General features: G+C 63.7%; 18 protein-coding genes and 1 tRNA gene. 12 read left to right on the plus strand and 7 right to left on the minus strand.

All coding sequences use genetic code 11. The features are described 5' to 3' along the window. Window positions 1-76 precede the first annotated feature (76 nt). The 3 genes from JAB6_RS25840 to JAB6_RS25850 form a co-directional block, all read right to left on the minus strand. On the minus strand, window positions 77-2,470 hold the full coding sequence (locus JAB6_RS25840) for a S9 family peptidase (protein ID WP_070305500.1): 2,394 nt from the start codon (window positions 2,468-2,470) through the stop codon (window positions 77-79). 92 nt (window positions 2,471-2,562) lie between these two features. Continuing rightward, window positions 2,563-4,827 carry a bifunctional diguanylate cyclase/phosphodiesterase gene (locus JAB6_RS25845; protein ID WP_070305502.1) on the minus strand — a complete coding sequence of 755 codons (2,265 nt, stop codon included), beginning with the start codon at window positions 4,825-4,827 and terminating at the stop codon, window positions 2,563-2,565. Window positions 4,828-4,961: 134 nt separating this feature from the next. Continuing rightward, window positions 4,962-5,768: a YggS family pyridoxal phosphate-dependent enzyme gene (locus tag JAB6_RS25850; RefSeq protein WP_070305503.1), complete on the minus strand. Its 807-nt coding sequence runs from the start codon at window positions 5,766-5,768 to the stop codon at window positions 4,962-4,964. A gap of 90 nt (window positions 5,769-5,858) precedes the next feature. Between JAB6_RS25850 and ptsJ the strand changes: the two genes are divergently transcribed. Together ptsJ and JAB6_RS25860 are read left to right on the plus strand one after the other, a co-directional pair. After that, window positions 5,859-7,160, plus strand: a complete 1,302-nt coding sequence (gene ptsJ / locus JAB6_RS25855; protein ID WP_070305505.1) for a transcriptional regulator PtsJ — start codon at window positions 5,859-5,861, stop codon at window positions 7,158-7,160. A gap of 31 nt (window positions 7,161-7,191) precedes the next feature. Beyond that, entirely contained in the window at window positions 7,192-7,911 is a 720-nt protein-coding gene (locus JAB6_RS25860) for a GMP synthase (protein ID WP_070305507.1), read from the plus strand. A gap of 46 nt (window positions 7,912-7,957) precedes the next feature. On the opposite strand, the gene JAB6_RS25865 is transcribed toward JAB6_RS25860, so the two are convergent. Then, window positions 7,958-8,263, minus strand: coding sequence for a PsiF family protein (locus JAB6_RS25865; RefSeq protein ID WP_034753527.1), 306 nt, complete (start codon window positions 8,261-8,263; stop codon window positions 7,958-7,960). A 264-nt stretch (window positions 8,264-8,527) separates the two neighbouring features. Between JAB6_RS25865 and JAB6_RS25870 the strand changes: the two genes are divergently transcribed. Beyond that, on the plus strand, window positions 8,528-9,067 hold the full coding sequence (locus tag JAB6_RS25870) for a DUF2058 domain-containing protein (RefSeq protein ID WP_034753528.1): 540 nt from the start codon (window positions 8,528-8,530) through the stop codon (window positions 9,065-9,067). Between the two features lie 76 nt (window positions 9,068-9,143). Here the strand turns inward: JAB6_RS25870 and JAB6_RS25875 are convergent, their stop codons facing one another. Together JAB6_RS25875 and JAB6_RS25880 are read right to left on the minus strand one after the other, a co-directional pair. Beyond that, the gene (locus JAB6_RS25875) at window positions 9,144-10,121 is read right to left on the minus strand and encodes a hypothetical protein (protein ID WP_139143501.1); all 978 of its coding nucleotides are present in this window, start codon (window positions 10,119-10,121) and stop codon (window positions 9,144-9,146) included. Window positions 10,122-10,302: 181 nt separating this feature from the next. Next, a tRNA-Phe gene (locus JAB6_RS25880) sits at window positions 10,303-10,378 on the minus strand. A 186-nt stretch (window positions 10,379-10,564) separates the two neighbouring features. Between JAB6_RS25880 and dkgB the strand changes: the two genes are divergently transcribed. The 9 genes from dkgB to JAB6_RS25920 all read left to right on the plus strand — a co-directional run bounded on the left by dkgB (window position 10,565) and on the right by JAB6_RS25920 (window position 20,520). Then, window positions 10,565-11,389, plus strand: coding sequence for a 2,5-didehydrogluconate reductase DkgB (gene dkgB / locus JAB6_RS25885; protein ID WP_070305511.1), 825 nt, complete (start codon window positions 10,565-10,567; stop codon window positions 11,387-11,389). 1 nt (window position 11,390) lies between these two features. Beyond that, window positions 11,391-11,525 (plus strand): hypothetical protein, encoded by a 135-nt coding sequence (locus JAB6_RS29915; RefSeq protein WP_302622680.1) that lies wholly within the window; start codon window positions 11,391-11,393, stop codon window positions 11,523-11,525. Window positions 11,526-11,591: 66 nt separating this feature from the next. Further along, complete coding sequence (locus JAB6_RS25890) at window positions 11,592-12,836, plus strand: UbiH/UbiF family hydroxylase (RefSeq protein WP_070305513.1); 1,245 nt, start codon at window positions 11,592-11,594, stop codon at window positions 12,834-12,836. Window positions 12,837-12,995: 159 nt separating this feature from the next. Further along, the gene (locus JAB6_RS25895) at window positions 12,996-13,724 is read left to right on the plus strand and encodes a DsbC family protein (RefSeq protein ID WP_070305515.1); all 729 of its coding nucleotides are present in this window, start codon (window positions 12,996-12,998) and stop codon (window positions 13,722-13,724) included. A gap of 131 nt (window positions 13,725-13,855) precedes the next feature. Further along, a complete protein-coding gene (locus tag JAB6_RS25900) occupies window positions 13,856-14,314 on the plus strand; it encodes a (2Fe-2S)-binding protein (RefSeq protein WP_034753534.1) in 459 nt (152 codons plus the stop codon). A 10-nt stretch (window positions 14,315-14,324) separates the two neighbouring features. Continuing rightward, a complete protein-coding gene (locus tag JAB6_RS25905) occupies window positions 14,325-16,598 on the plus strand; it encodes a xanthine dehydrogenase family protein molybdopterin-binding subunit (RefSeq protein ID WP_070305517.1) in 2,274 nt (757 codons plus the stop codon). Window positions 16,599-16,611: 13 nt separating this feature from the next. Next, the gene (locus JAB6_RS25910; protein WP_070305518.1) at window positions 16,612-17,220 is read left to right on the plus strand and encodes an NTP transferase domain-containing protein; all 609 of its coding nucleotides are present in this window, start codon (window positions 16,612-16,614) and stop codon (window positions 17,218-17,220) included. Window positions 17,221-17,247: 27 nt separating this feature from the next. Further along, the gene (locus JAB6_RS25915) at window positions 17,248-19,128 is read left to right on the plus strand and encodes a M61 family metallopeptidase (protein WP_302622681.1); all 1,881 of its coding nucleotides are present in this window, start codon (window positions 17,248-17,250) and stop codon (window positions 19,126-19,128) included. 189 nt (window positions 19,129-19,317) lie between these two features. Beyond that, window positions 19,318-20,520, plus strand: coding sequence for a GGDEF domain-containing protein (locus JAB6_RS25920; RefSeq protein WP_254671802.1), 1,203 nt, complete (start codon window positions 19,318-19,320; stop codon window positions 20,518-20,520). Here JAB6_RS25920 and JAB6_RS25925 read toward each other — a convergent pair. Then, entirely contained in the window at window positions 20,471-20,935 is a 465-nt protein-coding gene (locus tag JAB6_RS25925) for a hypothetical protein (protein ID WP_070305522.1), read from the minus strand. The genes JAB6_RS25920 and JAB6_RS25925 overlap by 50 nt on opposite strands. Between the last annotated feature and the right edge of the window lie 16 nt (window positions 20,936-20,951).

Raw genomic sequence — 20,951 nt, forward strand, 5'->3', positions numbered from 1 at the left:
GGGCTAATCCGACCTACGCCTGAGCGGGTAGGTCGGATTAGCGGCGTCGCCGCGTAATCCGACATTCTGATATCGCTTACTTCAACGTACGCTGGAACAACTGATAGATGCGGCGGTACTCGTCATACCACGCTTCCGGCTGCACGAAACCGTGGCGCTCCATCGGGTAGCTGGCCATTTCCCAGTTATCCTTTTTCAGCTCGATCAGGCGCTGCGACAGGCGCACGGAATCCTGGTAAAACACGTTGTCATCGATCATGCCGTGGGCGATCAGCAGGTTGCCCGTCAGCTTGTCCGCGTATTCGATCGGCGACGAGATTTTATACGCTTGCGGATCGATGTCCGGCGTGTTCAGGATATTCGCCGTGTACTCGTGGTTGTAGGTCGTCCAGTCCGTCACGGGGCGCAGGGCGGCGCCCGATTTGAAGATGTCCGGCGCGCGCATCAGGGCCATCAGGCTCATGAAGCCGCCATAGCTGCCGCCATAGATGCCCACGTTCTTGATGTCGCCCTGGTGCTGGGCTGCCAGCCAGTTGGCGCCATCGACAAAATCTTCCAGTTCCGGGTGGCCCATCTGGCGGTAGATGGCCGTGCGCCAGGCGCTGCCGTAGCCGAGCGAGGCGCGGTAGTCGACGTCGAGCACGATGTAGCCTTGCTCGACCAGCAGGTTGTGGAACATCTGTTCGCGGAAGTACACGGGATAGCGCTCGGTCACATTCTGCAGGTAGCCGGCGCCGTGCGCGAACATGACGATCGGATAGCGCTTGCCAGCTTCCAGCTGCTTTGGCCGGTACAGCTTGGCCCAGATCGGTGCCGCGCCATGCGTGGACGGCACTTGCACCAGTTCCGGCATGACCCAGTTGCGCGCCTTGAAGGCGTCGCTGCGCGTATCGGTGAGGATAGTCGCCTTGCCGCCAGAGACAGAAACGGTGGCCAGCTGGGCCGGCATATAGCTGGTCGAATAGCGCAGCAGCAGCTTGCCGCCATCAGGCGACAGGCCGAAGTTTTCCACGCCTTTCAAATTCGTGACTTCGCGCGCGCCGCCATCCCTGGCCGTGCTGGCGCACACTTCATACGTGCCTGGCGCCTGCCGGTTGCACATGAAATAGGCGTTCTTGCCGTCGCGGCTCCATTCGACGGCGCTCACTTCCCATGGGCCGCTGGTCAACGCGCGTGCCGGAGCCGCGCCCGTTTTCGCGTACAGATGGGCGTAGCCGCTTTCCTCGGACAGATACCACAAGGTGGCGTTGTCGGGCAGCCAGCCGAATTCCTCGGCGCGGCGGTTGACCCAGGCCGTATCGCTGATGCGGTGCACGGGCACGAGGGCGCCGTTGGCCAGGTCGACGTTGGCGAGCCAGCCGTCCTTGTTGTCGATGGCGCGGATACGCACGGCGGCCTTGCTGCCGTCATCGGTCCAGGCGATGCCGTCGCGCTGGGCATCGATGCGTACGGCGCGGTTGCCTTTCAACGGCGGCAGCTTCTGTTCCGCGCGCAAGGCTGCCAGCGGGTCGGTGGCGATGCCGGGCAGGCTGTCAAAGGCGATCTCGCGCACCTGGCCCGTGCGCAGGTCGGCCAGTTTCAGGCTTTGCGCGATCGGCATGTTGCGGCCCACGCGCGTGCGCTCGTCGTCCGCTTCCGGATAGCCCGTTTCCGTGACATAGCGGGCCAGTTTACCCAGCTTGCCCTTCTCGGCAGCTTTATCCTGCGTGACGAACAGCAGCCAGCGGCCGTCCGGCGACAGGGCGCTGCCGGAAATCGTCACTTTCTCGCCCAGGTAGATCGGTTCCGGCGCGCGCGTGGCATCGAGGCGGCGCTCTTCGTGGCGGCGTTCGCGGTTCGCGTCGCGGTCTTCCTTCTGGCGCGCCAGGTTGACGATCAGGCGCAGCTGCAGTTCGCGCAGGGCGTCCGCTTCCGGCTTGGCGTCCGGGTCCTTGGCCGCGCGCAGAAGGGCGACGGGGGCGCTCAGGCGATCAAGACGGTTCCAGCTGAACCAGTCGGTGCCGCTGCGGTATTGCACGGCGCCGCCGTCGCTGGAATATTGCGGGTCGCTGATGGCCGTCACACCGCGCGTGATTTGCGTCAGGGCGCCGTTTTTCAGGTCGCGCTCGAACAAGTCGCCGTTGCGCAGCAGGATGGCGCGCGTGCCGGCCCGGTTGACGACCATTTGCTGGCCATCGAGGTTGGCCAGCTGTGCATCGTCGACCTTCTTGCCGCTATTGAGCTTGGCGTTCGCGCCTGGTAATTGATAGGTGTCGCGCAGCGGCGAGCCGAGGCGTTTTTGCTTGTAGTAGAGCTGGCCATTCCAGCCCCACCATGCCGCTTCGACGGGTGTGCCAATCCAGTCGGGATCGGCCATGGCCTGGTCCAAGGTGATCGGTGTAGGCGCGGTGGCGGTGGAGGAAGGGGCCGCATGCGCGGCAGGCAGCAGAGATAGCAGCAGGAGCGGCAGCAGGGGAAGAACCAGACGCATCGGGGATCACTTTAATCAAAGGGGATGATGAAGGTACAGGCTATGAGGCCGGTATTCTAGCGGAGGAGTTGCGTGCAGGAAATGTCGGAAAGCTAAGCTTGATGCCCGGCCAGCCAGGCGAGAAAGTCGGCGAGCGGCATCGGCCGCGCATACAGGAAGCCCTGCAAGCCGTCGCAATCGTGGGCGATGAGGAAGTCGGCTTGCTCCTGCGTTTCCACGCCTTCGGCCACGACGCGCAAGCCCAGATGGCGCGCCATGGCCAGGATCGCTTGCACGATGGCCGTGTCGCGCGCATCGTGCGGCGTGTCGTCGATGAAGCGCTTGTCGATTTTGAGTTCATACAGCGGCATCGAGGTCAGGTAGGCGAGGCTGGAATAACCGGTGCCGAAATCGTCGATGGAAAAGCGGATGCCCAGTTCCGCCAGTTCGCGCATGCGCGCCAGCGAGGCGTCGCGCTGGTCGATCAGCAAACCCTCCGTCAATTCCAGGATCAGGGCGCCGGCCGGCGTGCCGTGTTCGGCCAGTGCGGCCTGCACGCGGGAAGCGAAATCGGGCTGGCGAAACTGGGCCGGGCTGACGTTCACGGACAGGGCGACGGGCGATCCCGCCTGCGCCAGCACCCTGGCGGCGCGGCATGCTTCGCGCAGCGCCCAGTGGCCGAGCTTGACGATCAGCCCCGATTCCTCGGCGATGGGAATGAAGATATCCGGCGCGATGTACGTGCCGTCCGCCTGCGGCCAGCGCATCAGCAATTCGGCGCCCGTGACCCGGCCGTGGCGGTCGACCTGCGGCTGCACGTGCATGCATAACACATGGTCATCGAGGGCGCGCGCCAGCGCCCGTTCCAGGGTCAGGCGGCGCTCCACGCCTGCCTGCATGGCCGCTTCGAAGAAGGCGATGCCGTTGCGCCCTTCGGCCTTGGCGCGGTACATGGCGATGTCCGCTTCGCGCAGCAGGTCGTGCGCCTGCTGCTCCATTTTCGGCAGCAGGGTCACGCCGATGCTGGCGCTGCAATGATAGGACTGCGCGCCGATTTCGAAGTCGCGCGCGATGGCGGCGCGGATTTTCTCGGCCACCTGGGCTGCTGCGCGCGCGGCGCTGTCCAGGTCATCGGCCAGGTGCGCCAGCAGCACGACGAATTCATCGCCGCCGATGCGCGCCACCGTGTCGGCCTTGCGCATCAGCTGCGCCAGCCGTTCGCCCGCCAGGCGCAGCAGCGCGTCGCCGGTGGCGTGGCCGCGCGCGTCGTTGATGTGCTTGAAGTGGTCGAGGTCGATGAACATCAGCGCGCTGATGGACTGGTTGCGCGGCGCGGCGGCCAGCAAGTGGCCGATGCGGTCCATCAGCAGGCGCCGGTTGGGCAAGCCCGTCAGCACGTCATAGAAGGCCAGGCGGTGGATGTCCGCTTCCGATTTCTTGCGCTCGTCGATTTCGCGCTCGACGGCCACCCAGTGCGTCTGCCTGCCGTCCGCATCCGTAAACGGCACCAGTTCCGCCTCGACCCAGTACGCCTTGCCGGCCTTGTTGTAATTCAGTAATTCCGCCCTGGCTGGCTGGGCGCGGGCCATGGCGGCGGCGACGCGCGCCAGTTCGTCCGCATCCGTGGCGGGGCCTTGCTGGAACAGCAGGCTGCGGCCCAGCACTTCGGCGCGCGCATAGCCGCTGCTGCGCTCGAAGGCATCGTTGACGAAGATGATGCGCGTGGCGGGCACCGTACCCGCGCCTAACGCGGTATCGGCCACTTCGGCGATCATCACCATGTCGTTCAGGCGGGCCAGCGCCGTGGCCGTCAAGCGCAGGTCGGCGTTCAGCTGCGACAGGGCCTGGCTGCTGCGTTCCAGGTGGCGCAGCAGGAAGGCGCAGGACAGGGTCAGTACGGCGGCGATGAACAGGAAGTTCAGGGCCACGATCAGCGCGCGCAGCACGGGCGAATCGGGCACGCCGCGCAATTGCAGCTCCACGTCGGGATGCAGGCCGAGCAGAAAGATGGTCAGCGACGTCAGGGCCAGGGTCGACAAGGCTGGCCGCATGCCCAGCAGCAGGGCCGCCAGCACGGGCATGAGCATCATGTAGATCTGGCTGACGGGGCCGATTTTCATCAGCAGGCCCACGCCCACCAGATAGGCGACGATGAGGAATTGCCACACGCGCCAGCGGTAGGGCATGGCGCGCAGATGCCAGATGAGGCCGATCCAGCCGATGGCCAGCAAGTCGAGGGCGACTATGGACCAGATAGCTTCGCGCGCGGCCAGCAGGGCGCTGGGAATGGCAGTGACGATGCCCAGCAGCAGCACCGCCTGCAGCAGGCGCGCAAAAATCTGTCCGCGCCAGTGCGCGAGGTCGTTTGACGCGGCCACACTGCCGTCCTTTCCCCAGGGAGCTCTGCTGCCGAGCTGAGCAGTATGGTAAAAATATTACGCGGTATCTTTCAGCATGTCATCTTGATCATTCGGCATGATTGACGGCGCGACCACAAGGCGCACCGGACCTCCTAGTCCGTTTGCGCCGTGGGCCAGTAATGGCTATCGGGCGTATCGCGCGCGCCGAAGATGGCCTGGCCGACGCGCACGACGGTGGCGCCTTCTTCGATGGCGATTTCATAATCGCCGGACATGCCCATCGACAGCTCGTCGAGGCTGACGCCATCGGGGGCGCCCTGGCGCAGCCGGTCGCGCAATTCGCGCAGCAGCACGAAGCAGCGGCGCACGCGCACGGCTTCCGCCGACAACAGCGCCAGGGTCATGAGCCCGCGCACGCGCAGCGCCGGGAAGGCGGACAGCTGGCGCAGGAAAGCGGCCACTTCGTCCGGCGGCAAGCCGTACTTGCTGGCTTCTCCCGAGGTGTTTACTTGCACGAACACATCGAGCCCGCGCCCTTCCGCTTGCAGGCGCCGTTCCAGCGCCTCGGCCACGCGCAGACTGTCGAGCGCCTGGAATTCGCTGGCAAAACGCGCCACCAGCTTGGCCTTGTTGGTCTGCAAATGGCCGATCACCGACCATTGCAGGTCGGCCAGGTCCGCCATCGCTTCCCATTTGCGGCCCGCCTCCTGCGGCTTGTTTTCTCCCAGCATGCGGCAACCGGCGGCGTAGGCCAGGCGCAGGCTCGCCTCGGGCTTGGTCTTGCTGACTGGCAGCAGGCGCACGCCGGCCGGATCGCGTCCGGCCCGCAGGCAGGCGGCCACCATGCGCGCATGCACTTTTGCCAGGTTGCGGCGGAAGTCATCCACCGACACGGCTTGCGGCCAGCGCCCATGCCGCTCGTGCATGGTGGGAGTGAGCAGGGGAGTGTCTTTGTGCATGTGTCGGCCTTGTGTCAGTCTTTAGCGGCAGCAGTCGCGGGAGTGGTGTATTATTGTCCTATGCCAAAATATATCATGTCTGAGACTATCGTGAAGATTGCCGGAAAAACCGCTGCGGAACTGTTCGACAGCATCCGCGGGCTGACGCAGGCGGGCGAATTGCTGCCGGGCCAGGAGTTGCCGACCGTGCGCGAGCTGGCCGCGACCCTGGGCGTCAACCGCAATACCGTGTCGCTAGCCTACAAGCGCCTGGTGACGGCCGGGATCGCGGTCACGCAAGGGCGTTTGGGCACGGCCATCCGCGCGCAGCGCGATCCCGGCGAGCAGGAAGGCTTGCTGCCCGGCTCGCCGCTGGCCGACCTGGGCGGCGGCAATCCGAACCTGGCCTGGCTGCCCGATGTCGGCGCGGCCCTGGCGCGCAAGCCATACCGTCCGCGCCTGTATGGCGAAGCCACCGTCGATTCGGAACTGGAAGTGCTGGCGCGTCGCTGGCTGGCCGGCGATTGTCCCGGAGGCCACGACATCACCGTGACGAATGGGGCAGTCGATGCGGTCGAGCGCCTCCTGGGGGCGCACCTGGCCGCGGGCGACAAGGTGGTCGTGGAAGACCCGTGCTTCGTCAGCAGCATCAACACCTTGCGCATCGCCGGACTGCACGCCGTTGGCGTGGCCGTCGATGCCGAGGGCATGCAGGCCGGGGCGCTGGAACGGGCGCTGGCGCAAGGCGCGCAAGCCGTCATCGTGACGCCGCGCGCGCACAATCCCACCGGCTGCAGCCTGAGCGTGGCGCGCGCGGACCAGCTGCGCGCCGTGCTGGCCGCCTACCCGCACGTGCTGGTCATCGTCGACGACCATTTCTCGCTGTTGTCCACGGCCGGCTACCAGGACGTGATTCCCCCTGCTGCCCGGCGCTGGGCGCTGATCCGTTCCGTGTCGAAGATCTTCGGCCCCGACCTGCGCCTGGCCGTTGTCGCCAGCGACGGGCAGACGGCACAGCGTTTGCGCTTGCGACTCGCGCCCGGCACGAACTGGGTCAGCCATCTCTTGCAGGACGCCGTCAGCGCCTGCCTGTCGTCGTCCGACGTGTCCGCGCAGGTGGTCCTGGCCCGCGCCGACTATGCGCGCCGACGCGACATGGTGGCGGCGGCGCTGGCGGCGCGAGGCCTGGTCTGCGCCAGTCCCGCCGATGGCCTGAACCTGTGGCTGCCGCTGCCAAGTAACAGCCAGGCGGCCGTGCTGGCGCTGGCCCGGCATGGCTGGCTGGTGCGCGGCGGCGAAGCGTTCGGCGTGCAGGCGCCGGCGCAGGGATTGCGGATCACCGTGTCGACCATCGATGAAGCGGGCGCGCGGGCGTTCGCCGCGGTGCTGGCCCAGGTGCTGGGCCGGTCATAGTTTCAGTTACTCGCTACAGAAGGGGAAGATCATGAAAGTCCATTTCGTCGTGCATGAAGCATTCGAGGCGCCGGGCGCCTATGAGACCTGGGTGCGCGAGCGCGGCCACGAGGCCACGTATTCCCGCGTTTATGCCCATGAGCCGCTGCCCGTTTCCATCGCGGACATCGACCTGCTGGTTGTCATGGGCGGGCCGCAGTCGCCGTCGACGACGCGCGAGGAATGCCCGCATTTCGACGCCGCGGCCGAACAGGCCCTGATAGCCGCCTGTGCCGCGGCGGGCAAGGCGGTCGTCGGCGTTTGCCTGGGCGCGCAGCTGATCGGCGCGGCCTTGGGAGCGCGCCATGCGCACAGCCCTGAAAAGGAGATCGGCAAGTTCCCCATCACGCTGACGGCGGACGGAAAGGCGAACGGCAAGTTCGCGCATTTCGGCGATGTTCTGGAAACCGGGCATTGGCATAGCGACATGCCGGGCCTGACCGGCAACGCGAAGGTCATCGCCTATAGCGAAGGCTGCCCGCGCCAGATCGTCGAATACGGCAATCTGGTGTACGGCTTCCAGTGCCATATGGAGTTCACGCCGGAGGTGGTCGACCTGCTGATCGCCGCGTCGGAAGCAGAACTGGCCACGCTTACGTCGCACCGCTTCGTGCAGCAGCCAGCGACCCTGCGCGCCCACGACTGGCAAGCGATGAACGGCCAGCTGTTTGTTTTCCTCGACCGGCTGATGCAGGCTTACGCGGCGCCATAAAAAACGCCAGCATGATGCTGGCGTTGTGGGGCAAGCGGCGAGGCGCTTATTTCTTCGGCGCGCTCAGGCATTCCTTCATGAAGGCTTTGCGGGCGTCGCCTTTCATGTCCTTGGCGTCGACATTGCACGCTTTCATCTTGTTTTGCTGCGTCATGGCCGGCGCCGGCTTGGCGCTCAGGCATTCCTTCATGAAGGCCTTGCGCTCATCGCCTTTCTTGCCGGCGGCATCCGCATTGCAGGTGGTCATTTTCGACTGTTGGGCCGTCTTGGCGACGGGCGCCGCTTCCGGTGCGGCGGCAAAGGCTGTGCTGGCAAACGCGGCGGCGATGCAGAGGGCGATGAATTGTTTCATGGTAAATCCTTTAGGCGCAGTCGGTGGAAGGGGACATGCAAGCGGCAGGTAATGCCGGTATGCAGAACGTAACTAACTATATGACATTTATCAACAAAATTTCCACTCGAGTGTGTCTTTTTGTTACTGACAGGCACAAGGCGCCCGCCGGCCGGCCCGGGCAGCCATGTTACGGCGGCAGCGCCCCTGTTTTTTGCTATGCTAGCGACTTTCCACCGGCCGATGCCGCTGCCTTGGCCGGCGCACCCTCAATACGGAGTAGTTATGGTCTCGTTGCAAGAGCAGTTTTTAAAGGCCGGCCTGGTCGACAAGAAGAAGGTCAAGCTGGCCAACCAGGACAAGAGCAAGCAAAAAAAGGACGAGCGCAAGAGCGGCACGCAAAGCGTCGACGAAGTGCGCCTGGCCGCGCTCGAGACGCAGCGCAAGAATGCGGAACGCGCGCGTGAACTGAACGCCCAGCGCGACGCGGCCGCCAACCAGAAAGCCATCGTGGCGCAGATCGCGCAAATGGTGCAAAAGAACCGCCAGAGCAAGGGCAACAACGGCGACGTGCCGTATAACTTCACGTTCAACAACAAGATCGAGCGCATCTACGTGACGGCGGCCGTGCAAGCCCATCTGGTGGCGGGCCGTCTGGTGATTGTCTGCCTGGGCGGCGCCGTGGAACTGGTGCCGCGCATCATCGCCGACAAGATCGCCGAACGCGACCCCGCCATCGTCGTGCGCGTCAAGCAGGCCAGCACCGAAGTGGATGAGGATGATCCGTACGCGGCGTTCCAGATTCCTGATGATTTGATGTGGTAAAAGCGATGTGGCTGGCCGCAGGCGGCCGCCTTGCGTGATTTGAGAACGCCAACCTGCGGGTTGGCTTTTTTTTGCATTAATTCGGTGCGACAGGCAGGCCAAATCCTGCGGGTAATCGCCCCAGAATGTCGCCGGTGATGCCGGAGTAAAAAATAATGCCAGCCATATTGCCGGCAAGGTAAATGCTTTGTATTGTTTTCATGTCCGTTCTGTCCGGAGTAAACTCGGACCGGTAGAAATCATAGACAAGGTAAGGCGCCGCCACTTTCATCACGAGCAGCGCCTTCAAGGCGGGTAGCTCTTTTTCCGCGACGGCATTTTCCATCGTCAACTGGACTACTGGTTTCTTGTTAGATTGAAAATTGTCACGCTGAAAATCCAGGAACGGGATGCGATTGACTGCAATGCCCAGCCTTGCCGTGTCGGTTTCTTCGATGGGGTATTTTGCGCGATAGCTGCCAGGCCCCTTGTACGGACCTTTTGATTTCAGTTTGGAACTCAATTGAAATTGATCCAGGCCCTTGTATCGCAGTTTGTTGAGGTCGTAGTCAGGAGCGCCGATACCATTGAGCTCAAAAGAGTAAGGCAAGACAAAGAGCTTTACTTTTCCCGTATTCGCATTGAATTCATAGCTGATGGCATTTGAAGATTGTTCGTTATTCTTGACCGGGGTCACCAAGGCAAACCAGTCATTCAAGCTTGAGTTGCCGATGATTTTCTCATCCAGGGCAGCGGTCTTTCTACGCTGATAATCAGCCGTCGATTCGAATTCCCCTTTTTTGTCGGCCAAGAATTTTTGTATGGCGGTCACGGCGAGGCCAAGCGGCAAGCCAGGGTAGTCGGGATCAATGCGGCCGCTTGCCAGCATCTGCATGGAAAACGTCGACGCTGCCAGCCTTTTTTCCCATGGCCTGAGTGGGATTGCGCGCTGAGGTTCCTGCTGCGTGGCGCTTGAAGACGTTGTCACCTGTGCTGCGACTTGCGCAGGCTGCGCCATCCCGGTACTGGCAAGGGCACTGGCAACAGCCAGTAATAAACATTGTTTCACGGTCATGTTCCTTGATACGGGCGTTAATCTTTGATTAATCTTAACATGTTCCCGTGGGGAAAATCCTGTGTCAGGAATGCCGGCGTCTTGTGCAATGGTGCCGGATGATGAGCTGGGAGGGAATGTGACGGCGCCACAAACAAAAACGCCACCCGAAGGTGGCGTTTTTGAACGTGAAACTAATTCTTGGTGGCCCGGGGCGGAATCGAACCACCGACACAAGGATTTTCAATCCTCTGCTCTACCGACTGAGCTACCAGGCCAAGGTGGCGAATTATAGCAGACCAAAACGGGAATGCAAGAGCCGGTGACGACTTTTCCCGGATTTCCTGCATGGGCATCAGCTTACTTGCCTGTAGATCAAATATGATTTGATCTAAACGGTATTTTTCTCAACAAAAGATGGGCGCATAGTGTCGTCATCGACATGTATTTGAGAGGACTGCCGCATGAATACCACCACCAATGACACCGCCATCCCTGAAATCGGCCTGGGCACCTTCCGCCTGCAGGGCCAGGTCGTCATCGATTCCGTCACCGCGGGCCTCGACGTCGGCTACCGCCATATCGACACGGCGCAAATCTACGGCAATGAAGCCGAAGTGGGCCAGGCGATCGCCGCCAGCGCCGTCCCGCGCGACGCGCTGTTCGTCACCACGAAGATCTGGATCGACAATCTGCAGCGCGACAAGCTGATTCCGAGCCTGAAGGACAGCCTGCGCAAGCTGCGGCTGGAACAACTGGACCTGACCCTGATCCACTGGCCGTCGCCGAACAACGCGATTCCCGTGGCCGAGTACATGGAAGCGCTGGCGCAGGCGAAGGCGCAGGGACTGACCAGGGCCATCGGCGTATCGAATTTCACCAACGCGCAGCTGCGGCAAGCCATCGATACGGTGGGCGCATCGGAAATCGCCACGCAGCAGGTCGAGATCCATCCGTTCCTGCCAAACCGCAAGGTCATCGATTTCGCGCGCAGCCAGGGCATCCACGTCACGGCCTACATGCCGCTCGCGTATGGCAAGGTGATGGCCGACCCCGTGATCGCGGCCATTGCAGCCAGGCACGGCGTGACGCCGGCGCAAGTGGCGCTGAGCTGGTCGCTGCAGCAGGGCTTTGCCGTGATTCCGTCGTCGACCAGACGCGCCAACCTGGAAGCGAACCTGCATTTCCAGCGCATCACCCTGTCGCCGGACGAGATGGCGCAGATGGCGACCCTGGAGCGGGGCGAGCGCCTGGCCAACCCGGACGGCCTGGCGCCGCAGTGGGATTGAGATGGGCGCCATGACGAAGCTGGGGCAGGGCGGTTTCAGTATCCGCCTGGAACTGCGGCAGAACCGCCGCCCGCTGGCCGAGACGATGCAGGAGATCGCGGACCACGTGTTGCCCGTCTTTCATGGCGCCGCTTGATCTGAGGCACGCGTTCTGTATTTCCGGACTATCTGAAACAGGTGGGGCAAACGCTATAATGGCCGCATGAACAGTCCCACTCCCCCTACCATGCGGCGCTTCATGCACAGCCACAGCGACGTTTGCATCGTCGGCAACGGCGCCATCGCGAAAACCACGGCGCTGGCGTTTGCCCAGGCAGGACAAAGCGTCACCTTGTTATCTCCGGCGAGCCCGCCGGTGACCGCATCCCCTTTGGTCGCCAAGCCGGTCGAAGCCAGCTGGGACGTGCGCGTGTATGCGCTCAATCACACGGCGCACGACTTGCTGTCGTCGCTGAAGGTGTGGGGCGCTTTAGAGGCCGACAGGGTGGCGCCCGTCGACGCCATGCTGGTCAACGGCGACGGCGCGCAGGCGGGCGGACTCGGTTTCGACGCCTACGGCGCCCATGTGGGCAGCCTGGCGTGGATCATCGAAGACCGCAACCTGGGCCAGGCGCTGGACGCCGCCCTGAAATTCGCGCCGAACGTCAGCGTGCTGCAGGGCCGCGCCAGCCGCCTGGAATGGACGAACGACTCGGCCATCGTGCACCTCGATGGCGGCGACACCATCACCTGCGCGCTGGTGGTGGGCGCGGACGGCGCCCAGTCGTGGGTGCGGGGCCAGTGCGACATCGGCCTCGATTACCGCTCGTATGGCCAGCGCGGCGTGGTCAGCAACTTCGCCTGCGAAAAGCCGCATCATGGCGCGGCCCACCAGTGGTTTACGGGCAGCGAAGGCATTGTCGCGCTGCTGCCGCTGCCGGGCGAGCGCGTTTCTCTCGTCTGGTCGGCGCCCGATGCGCTGGCCGATACCTTGATGGCCGAACCGGCCGACGCCCTGGCCGCGCGCTTGTCCGCATACTGCCAGGACAAGCTGGGTAAACTCACGCCTTTGCAGCCGGAGCTGGTGCGTGCCTTCCCATTGACCCTGATGCGCCCGCACGCCATGGTGGCACCGCGCGTGGCACTGGTGGGCGACGCCGCCCACGTGGTCCATCCGATGGCTGGCCACGGCATGAACCTGGGCTTTGCCGACGTGGCGCAGCTGGTCAAGACGATCGCTGAACGCGAAGCGCACCGCGGCATCGGCGACGAACGCGTGCTGGCCCGCTATGCGCGCGCGCGCAAGGAAGACGTGCTGCTGATGCAGCTGGCCACCGATGGCCTGGCGCGATTATTTGGCGCCGATCTGGAACCGTTGCGCGTGGTTCGCAATTTGGGATTAAACTTGCTGGATAAATTACCTGCGCTGAAGCGGAAAATGATTTCGCACGCCTTGGGGCATCAGTAAATATCAGCGTATCTTAAGATATCGCCGGATAATGGCAGCAGTGAAAATTCAAGGTCGCCGCAGCTGGTCTGCGGCGCTCGTTTTGTTAAAGAGATAATGGCGCCGGGCCCCCTGCCAGTTTCGCCGGGCGTTTCAAGTGGAGAAGTGATAGTGATAACAATGAACAAAAGCATGAGCAAAATCGCCTTGCTGATGGCCTCGGGCCTGATGATGTCGTGCGCTGGCGCCGAAACGCCGACGGAAGCGAACATCAAAAAGCTGATCGAGCCGCGCCTGGGCGAAGGCGCCAAGGTCGATTCGGTCAAGGAAACGCCGTACGGCGGCCTGTACGAAGTGCGCACGGGTGGCGACATCCTGTACACGGACAAGAGCGCGCAATACCTGTTCGTCGGCCACGTCTTCGACGCCAAGACGTCGCAGGATCTCACCAAGGTGCGCCTGGACGAAGTCAATCGCATCAAGTTCTCCGACCTGCCGCTCGATTCGGCCATGAAAACCGTCAAGGGCAATGGCAAGCGCGTGATCGCCGTGTTCGAAGATCCGAACTGCGGCTATTGCAAGCGCTTCCGCCAGAACGCTTTGAAGGAAATCGACAACGTCACCGTCTACACATTCATGTACAACATCCTGTCGCCCGATTCGATCGTCAAGTCGCGCAATGTGTGGTGCGCGCCGGACCGCAACAAGGCCTGGGATGACTGGATGTTGAACGGCAAGGCGCCAGCCACGGTGGCCGCCAATTGCGCCAACCCGCATGAAAAAATCCTGGCCCTGGGCCAGCAGTTGCGCGTCTCGGGCACGCCAGCCATCTTCTTCGCCGACGGCAGCCGCATTCCGGGCGCGGTCGATGCGAAAACGCTGGAACAGAAATTCTCGACCATTAAGTAATCCGGGCTGTCGCCAGGAAGGCTGGACGGCGCGCCCTCGCAAGGCGCGCTTTTTTTTGCGTTTTTTCCGCTGTCGTATCATCAAGTGTTGTTCGTAGACGCCATAACAATCCAAAAAAGGGGAAGCAGCAGATGATTACCTTGAATATCAACGGACGCGACACGCAAGTCGACGCCGATCCTTCCACGCCCATCCTGTGGGCGCTGCGCGATAACCTGAACATGACGGGCACCAAGTTCGGCTGCGGCGCGGCCCTGTGCGGCGCCTGCACGGTGCACCTCGATGGCCAGCCTATCCGCTCGTGCATCACGCCGATTTCCTCGGTGGGCGCGCAAAAGATCACCACCATCGAAGCGATGGAAAACGACCAGGTGGGCAAGGCCGTGCAGGCGGCATGGGTACGCCACGACGTGCCGCAATGCGGCTACTGTCAGAGCGGCCAGGTGATGAGCGCGACGGCGCTGCTGCGCACCAACAAGGCGCCCAGCGATGCCGACATCGACGGCGCCATGAGCGGCAATATCTGCCGCTGCGGCACCTATCAACGGATCCGCGCGGCCATCAAGGACGCGGCCAAGACCCTGGCCTGAGGAGAACGGCATGCGTATCGAATGGTTGAATCAGGAAGCATTGCAGCATGGCGGGGTGACCCTGGGCGCGGCGTTGGCATCGGCGCCGGTGGCTGTGGTTGGCGCGGCCGATGGCGTGTCGCGGCGCGGTTTCATGAAAGCCGGCGCTGTGGCCGGCGGCGGCTTGATGCTGGGCTTTTTCCTGCCGGGCGCAGGCAAGCTGGCGCAGGCGGCCGATGCCGCACCCGCCAAGCCCGTGTATGCGCCGAACGCCTTTTTGCACATCGCTCCCGATAACACGGTGACGGTGCAGGTGAACCGGCTGGAATTTGGCCAGGGCGTGCAAACGAGCTTGCCCATGCTGATCGCCGAGGAACTCGACGCCGACTGGAGCCTGGTGCACGGCGCGCTGGCGCCCGCCGGCGAGCAGTACAAGGATGCCGCTTACGGCATGCAGATGACGGGCGGCTCGGGCAGCATCGCCCACTCGTTTACGCAGTACCGCGAAATCGGCGCCAAGGCACGCGCCATGCTGGTGGGCGCCGCTGCCGCGCAGTGGAAAGTCAATCCCGACCAGGTACGCGCCGCCAAGGGCGTGCTGTATGGCCCCGGCGGACAAAAGGCGACGTATGGCGAGTTTGCCGACGCGGCCATGCGCCAACCCGTGCCTACCACCGTGAAGCTGAAGGACCCGCGCGAATTTTCCATCATCGGCAAACCCGTGAAACGCCTCGACGCGTCCGCCAAGTCGACGGGCAAGCAGCAGTTCGGCATCGACTTCAAGCCGCCAGGCGCGAAAGTGGCCATGGTGGCGCGCCCGCCCGTGTTTGGCGCCAAGGTGGCGAAATTTGACGCCAGCAAGGCGAAAGCCATCAAGGGCGTGCTCGAGGTGCTGGAAGTGAAGACGGACCGTGGCGGCAGCGGCGTGGCCGTCATCGCCGACGGTTACTGGCCTGCCAAGCAGGGGCGCGACGCGCTGGCGATCGAATGGGATACGAGCGCCGTGGAAAAGGTCAGCAGCGACAGGCAGCTGGCCGCCTTCAAGGCGCTGGCGAAAACGCCGGGCACCATCGCCAAGCCTGCCGACATGGGCAAGCTGGCCAAGGCGCCGAAAAAGATCGAAGCCGTCTACGAATTCCCCTACCTGGCGCACGCGCCGATGGAGCCGCTCAACTGCGTCGTCGATCTGCAAGCGGACAAATGCACGATGTGGGTCGGTTCGCAATTCCAGACGGGCGACCAGGCGGCGATTGCCGCGACTTCCGGCCTGAAACCGGAGCAGGTGACCCTGCACACGATGATGGCCGGTGGCGGCTTTGGCCGGCGCGCCGTGCCCTCGTCCGACTACGTGGTCGAAGCCGTCAACGTCGCCAAGGCTTACCGCGCGGCAGGCAAGAGCGGTCCGTTAAAGCTGATGTGGAGCCGCGAGGACGACATCAAGGGCGGCTACTACCGGCCGTCGCACGTGCACCGCGCGCAGATCGGCCTCGACGCCAAGGGCAAGATCCTCGCCTGGGACCACACCATCGTGGGCCAGTCCATCATGGCCGGCACGCCGTTCGAAGCCTTCATGGTGAAAAATGGCGTCGACGGCACCATGGTCGAAGGCATGGGCGAGCCGTACACCCTGCCGATGAAGCTGTCCGTGCACACGGCCAAGGCGAACGTGCCCGTGCTGTGGTGGCGCTCCGTCGGCTCGACGCACACGGCCTTCGTCATGGAAACCCTGATCGACGAGGCGGCGCACGTGGCGAAGATGGACCCCGTCGCCTACCGCAAGCAGCTGATCGATGCCAAGCATACGCGCCACATCGTCGCGCTGGATCTGGCCGTGGCCAAGTCCGGCTATGGCAAGAAGAAGCTGCCGAAGGGACAAGCCTGGGGCGTGGCCATGCACGAGTCGTTCAATTCCGTCGTCGCCTACGTGGTGACGGCTTCGGTGGTGGAAGGCGCGCCCAAGCTGCACCAGGTATGGGCGGGCGTGCATTGCAACCTGGCCGTCAACCCCTTGACGATCGAGGCGCAAGTGCAGGGCGCCGCGCTGATGGCGCTGGGCATGACCATCCCCGGCGCGGCCATCACGCTCAAGGAGGGCGTGGTGGAGCAGCAGAACTTCGGCGATTACCCGGTGCCGCGCATGCCCGACATGCCCGTGATCGAGGTGCACCTGGTGCCATCGGGCGACGCGCCGACGGGCATGGGTGAGCCGGGCGTGCCGCCATTGGCGCCTGCATTCGCCAATGCGCTGTTCGCCCTGACGGGCAAGCGCCTGCGCAAGCTGCCGTTCGACCTGGCGGCCGCATGACGGCAGCGGTTTTTTGAGTACGGTCGGCATCTTGCTGGCAGCCGGAAGGGGGCGCAGGTTCGACCCTTCCGGCGTACAGAACAAATTATTGCAGCCGCTGGCCGAAGGCCCGCATGCGGGATTGCCGGTGGTCGCGGCGGCAGCAAAAGCCATGCTGGCGGCCTTGCCGCGGGTTCTGGCCGTGGTGCGCGCAGACGATACGCAGGTGGCGCGCGTGCTCGGCGCGCTCGGTTGCGAAGTGCGCGTCTGCCATGATGCCGACACGGGCATGGCCGCCTCGCTCACCTGCGCCATCGATTACGTGCGCGGCGCGCCGGGCTGGCTGATCGCCCTGGGCGACATGCCTTTCGTGGAAGCGGCTACAATCGCCGCCTTGTCGCAAGCCATCGGCGATGGCGCGCGCATCGCCGTGCCCGTGTACGAGGGACGGCGCGGCAATCCTGTCGCGTTTGGCGCCTATCACTTGCCGCTGCTGCTGGCGCTCGATGGCGACCAGGGCGCGCGCAGCATCGTCAACAGCCATGCCGTGTGCGAAGTGACAGTGGACGACGGCGGCATCTTGCGCGATATTGATACACCTGACGATTTGTCGCCGGTGCATGGCGCGCCCGGGCGATTGTAGAATATCCATGCCAGACACGAGGAAAACATGAAGAAAGCACCGATTAAAAAAATCACCGCAAAAGCCTCCGGCAATGCCACAAGCAAAGCCGTTGCGAAAACCAAGGCAAAAGCCGCACCGGCCGCCGGCATCATCTACAGCATCGCCGCAGCGGACCTGGCCGGCCACATGTTCAAGGTGACGTTGACCGTCAAGTCGCCGGCCGCCATCGGCCAGGTCCTGGCCTTGCCGGCCTGGATTCCGGGCAGCTACATGATCCGCGAATTTTCGCGCAACATCGTCAGCATCCGCGCCGAGTCCGAGGGCAAGGCCGTGGCGCTGACCAAACTGGACAAGCACTCGTGGCAAGCCGCGCCGTGCAAGGGCCCGTTGACGGTCGAATACGACGTGTATGCATGGGATCTGTCCGTGCGCGCCGCTCACCTGGACCAGAATCACGGCTTCTTCAACGGCACCAGCGTGTTCCTGCGCGTGCTGGGCCAGGAATCCGACGCCCATGAAGTGCACATCGTGCAGCCGAAGGATGCGGCCTGCAAGACCTGGAAAGTGGCCACCACCCTGCCGGAGCTGAAAGCGAAGCGCTATGGCTTCGGCAGCTACCAGGCCGCCAACTACGATGAGCTGATCGACCACCCGGTGGAGATGGGCGACTTCGCGCTGGCCACCTTTACCGCGCATGGTGTGCCGCACGATATCGTCGTCACGGGCAAGGTGCCGAACCTGGACCTGGACCGTCTGTGCCGCGACCTGAAAGCTATCTGCGAAACGCAGATCGCCTTCTTCGAGCCGAAAACCAAAAAAGCGCCGATGGACCGCTATGTGTTCATGACCATGGCCGTCGGCGACGGTTACGGCGGGCTCGAACACCGCGCCTCGACGGCGCTGATCTGCGCGCGCGCCGACCTGCCGACGACAGCGTCGAATAGCACCGAGATCGGCGATGGCTACCTGAAATTCCTGGGCTTGTGCAGCCACGAGTATTTCCACACCTGGAACGTCAAGCGCATCAAGCCGGCCGCCTTTGCGCCGTACAACCTGCAGGCGGAAAGCTACTCGCCGCTGTTGTGGCTGTTCGAGGGCTTCACCAGCTATTACGATGACCTCATGCTGGTGCGCGCGGGCCTGATCGATGAAGCGGCCTATTTCAAGCTGCTCGGGAAAACCGTCAACAGCGTCTTGCGCGGCAGCGGCCGCACCAAGCAAAGCGTGGCCGATTCCAGCTTCGACGCTTGGGGCAAGTACTACCGCCAGGATGAAAACGCGCCGAACGCCATCGTCAGCTACTACACCAAGGGTTCGCTGATCGCGCTGGCCTTCGACCTGACGATCCGCAGCAAGACAAATGGCGAGAAATCGCTGGACGACGTGATGCAGGCGCTGTGGCAGCGCTATGGCCGCGATTTCTACAAGGGCAAAGCGCGCGGCGTGACGCCGGCCGAAGTCGAAGCCCTGTTCGATGAAGTTTCCGGTACGCGCATGAAGCCGTTCTTCGAGCGCTACATCCGCGGCACGGACGACGTGCCGCTGGCGCGCCTGCTGGCACCATTCGGCGTGAAATACAGCGACGCGCGCAAGGCGGAAAAAGCCAGCCTCGATGTCAACCTGGGGCGCGACGGCAACGACGCCAAACTGGCGCAGGTGCACCAGGGCGGCGCCGCCCACGCAGCCGGCCTGTCGGCGGGCGACGTGCTGGTGGCCGTCGATGGCTTGCGCGTGACGGGCACCAACCTGGACACCCTCTTGGGCCGCTACGCCGTCGGCGCCAAGGTGGCGGTTCACGCCTTCCGCCGCGACGAGCTGATGACGTTCGCGGCCGTGCTGCAGGGCGACCGCGTGCCGGGCGTCAGCCTGGCCCTGCTGCCGGCGCCAAAGAAAGCCACGGGACCGAAGCGTCCTAGCGCTGTATAAGCTGTTCGTCATGCGGTAAGACAGAGAACCGGCCGTCACTGGCCGGTTTTCTATTTCAGGCTGCAATTTCTCAATGCAGCGTATCCGCCGGCCGCCTTGGCCTCTTGCCATCATATTTACTGTAAATGAACTAATTTTTCTTTAACTAAACTAAAATTGCCGAACTGCTTCTTTTAGATCGCGCCCAACGTGCAAACCCTCGATCCCCGAACCATCATGCTGATGACGACCCTGATGTGCGGGGCGATGAGCATCGTCATGTTTTCGGTGTATCGCAGCTTCCGGCGCGAGGTGCAGGGTCTCGGGCATTGGGCGGCCGGTCTGCTGTTGCTGGTGTGCGCGTCCCTGCTGTTCGGCACCCGCGAGGTGCTGCCGCCGGCATTGTCCATGATCGCTGCCAATGCGGCGCTGGTGGCCGGCATCGGCCTGTCGATGCTGGGCACGGAGAAATTCTTCGGCCTGGCGCCCAGCCGCCGCGCCTATCTGCTGATACTTGCCCTGGCCATCGCCGGCAATAGCTGGTGGCTGCTGGCGCGCCCCGATTTCTCGGTGCGCGTGGCGGTCTTTTCCCTGCTGGTCTTCCTGTTTTATGCGCGCCAGGTGCAGCTGGTGTGGCGCCATGGCGAGCGCCACTTTTCCAGTTTTTTCTTTGGCGCGCTGATGCTGATGCAAGCTGTCGTGGTACTGGCGCGCGGCGTGTCGGCCTTGCTGCATGGCGGCGCCAGCGTGAACCTGATGGTGGCCGGCACGCCGGCCGGCATCTATCTGGCGGTCGCCAATTTCATGGCGCTGCTGCTGACGGTGGGTTTCATGACGGTGGCCACGCGCCGCCTGCAGCAGATACTGGAACGTCGCTCGACCCACGATCCGCTGACGCAGGTGCTGAACCGGCGCGGCTTTGGCGACGCCTATGCGCACGAGACAGGCAATCTGCGCCGCCGCCGTTTGCCGCTGACATTGCTCAGCATCGACCTCGATTACTTCAAATTGATCAATGACCGCTACGGTCACGCGGTGGGCGACCAGGTGCTGGCGCACGTGGCCGCCGTCATCGGCAGCGCCTTGCGCGAATCGGATTGCGTGGCGCGTTTCGGCGGCGAGGAGTTCGTCGTGCTGATGCCGGACATGCCGGCGCATAATGCGCTCGGCGTGGCCGAACGCATCCGCGCCTTGCTGCACGAGCCCAGTCATGCGGGGCTGCCACCGTGTACGGTCAGCATCGGCGTCGCTTGCCAGGCATCGGTGGTGGAAGGGCTGGAACAGCTGCTGTCGCGCGCCGATGCGGCCCTGTACCTGGCCAAGGAGCGGGGACGCGACCGCATCGAACTCGATGCCTGCGCGCTTACTGAGGGCCGGACAATGTCCGCAGCTGGAAGCGGTACTGGTCGTTGAACAGGAAGGTTTCGGAAAAATCGAAGGTCCGGGCGTGGCGGCGCATCAGGTGTTCGGCCGGTGGAAACGCGTTTTGCACACGCCGCACGGCGGCCAGCGCGGCGGCCGATGCTTCGCTGTTGCGCGAACGGTGCACGTGCACGCTTTTCAGTTCGCCGTCAGGGCCCACGCTCAGGTCGAGCACGACGATGGCCGGCAGCATGGGCGGCAAGCGCCCGCTGAACGTGTATTCAGCGTTGGCCGTCATGATCTGCTGCGCCACCAGCGATTTGTAGGCGTCGATGCTGGCGGCCAGCTGTATCGCGGCCGGCGTGCGAGAGGGCGTGGACGTGGGCATGTTCGCCGCTGGCGGCGGCGTACTTTGGCAGGCTGCCAGCAGGCTGGCGGCGGCAAGGACGGTGATCGCGTGTCTCATGGCTGCCAGCCTACCA

Source organism: Janthinobacterium sp. HH104, assembly GCF_001758715.1.
Classification (GTDB): Bacteria; Pseudomonadota; Gammaproteobacteria; order Burkholderiales; family Burkholderiaceae_D; genus Janthinobacterium; species Janthinobacterium aestuarii.

Coding starts and splice junctions, on each gene's coding strand:
- JAB6_RS25905 (WP_070305517.1), top strand. CDS start 14,325: ATGCGTATCGAATGGTTGAATCAGGAAGCATTGCAGCATGGCGGGGTG.
- JAB6_RS29915 (WP_302622680.1), top strand. CDS start 11,391: ATGGGCGCCATGACGAAGCTGGGGCAGGGCGGTTTCAGTATCCGCCTG.
- JAB6_RS25895 (WP_070305515.1), top strand. CDS start 12,996: ATGAACAAAAGCATGAGCAAAATCGCCTTGCTGATGGCCTCGGGCCTG.
- dkgB (WP_070305511.1), top strand. CDS start 10,565: ATGAATACCACCACCAATGACACCGCCATCCCTGAAATCGGCCTGGGC.
- JAB6_RS25925 (WP_070305522.1), bottom strand. CDS start 20,935: ATGAGACACGCGATCACCGTCCTTGCCGCCGCCAGCCTGCTGGCAGCC.
- JAB6_RS25850 (WP_070305503.1), bottom strand. CDS start 5,768: ATGCACAAAGACACTCCCCTGCTCACTCCCACCATGCACGAGCGGCAT.
- JAB6_RS25915 (WP_302622681.1), top strand. CDS start 17,248: ATGAAGAAAGCACCGATTAAAAAAATCACCGCAAAAGCCTCCGGCAAT.
- JAB6_RS25865 (WP_034753527.1), bottom strand. CDS start 8,263: ATGAAACAATTCATCGCCCTCTGCATCGCCGCCGCGTTTGCCAGCACA.
- JAB6_RS25860 (WP_070305507.1), top strand. CDS start 7,192: ATGAAAGTCCATTTCGTCGTGCATGAAGCATTCGAGGCGCCGGGCGCC.
- JAB6_RS25870 (WP_034753528.1), top strand. CDS start 8,528: ATGGTCTCGTTGCAAGAGCAGTTTTTAAAGGCCGGCCTGGTCGACAAG.
- JAB6_RS25840 (WP_070305500.1), bottom strand. CDS start 2,470: ATGCGTCTGGTTCTTCCCCTGCTGCCGCTCCTGCTGCTATCTCTGCTG.
- JAB6_RS25900 (WP_034753534.1), top strand. CDS start 13,856: ATGATTACCTTGAATATCAACGGACGCGACACGCAAGTCGACGCCGAT.
- JAB6_RS25890 (WP_070305513.1), top strand. CDS start 11,592: ATGAACAGTCCCACTCCCCCTACCATGCGGCGCTTCATGCACAGCCAC.
- JAB6_RS25875 (WP_139143501.1), bottom strand. CDS start 10,121: ATGACCGTGAAACAATGTTTATTACTGGCTGTTGCCAGTGCCCTTGCC.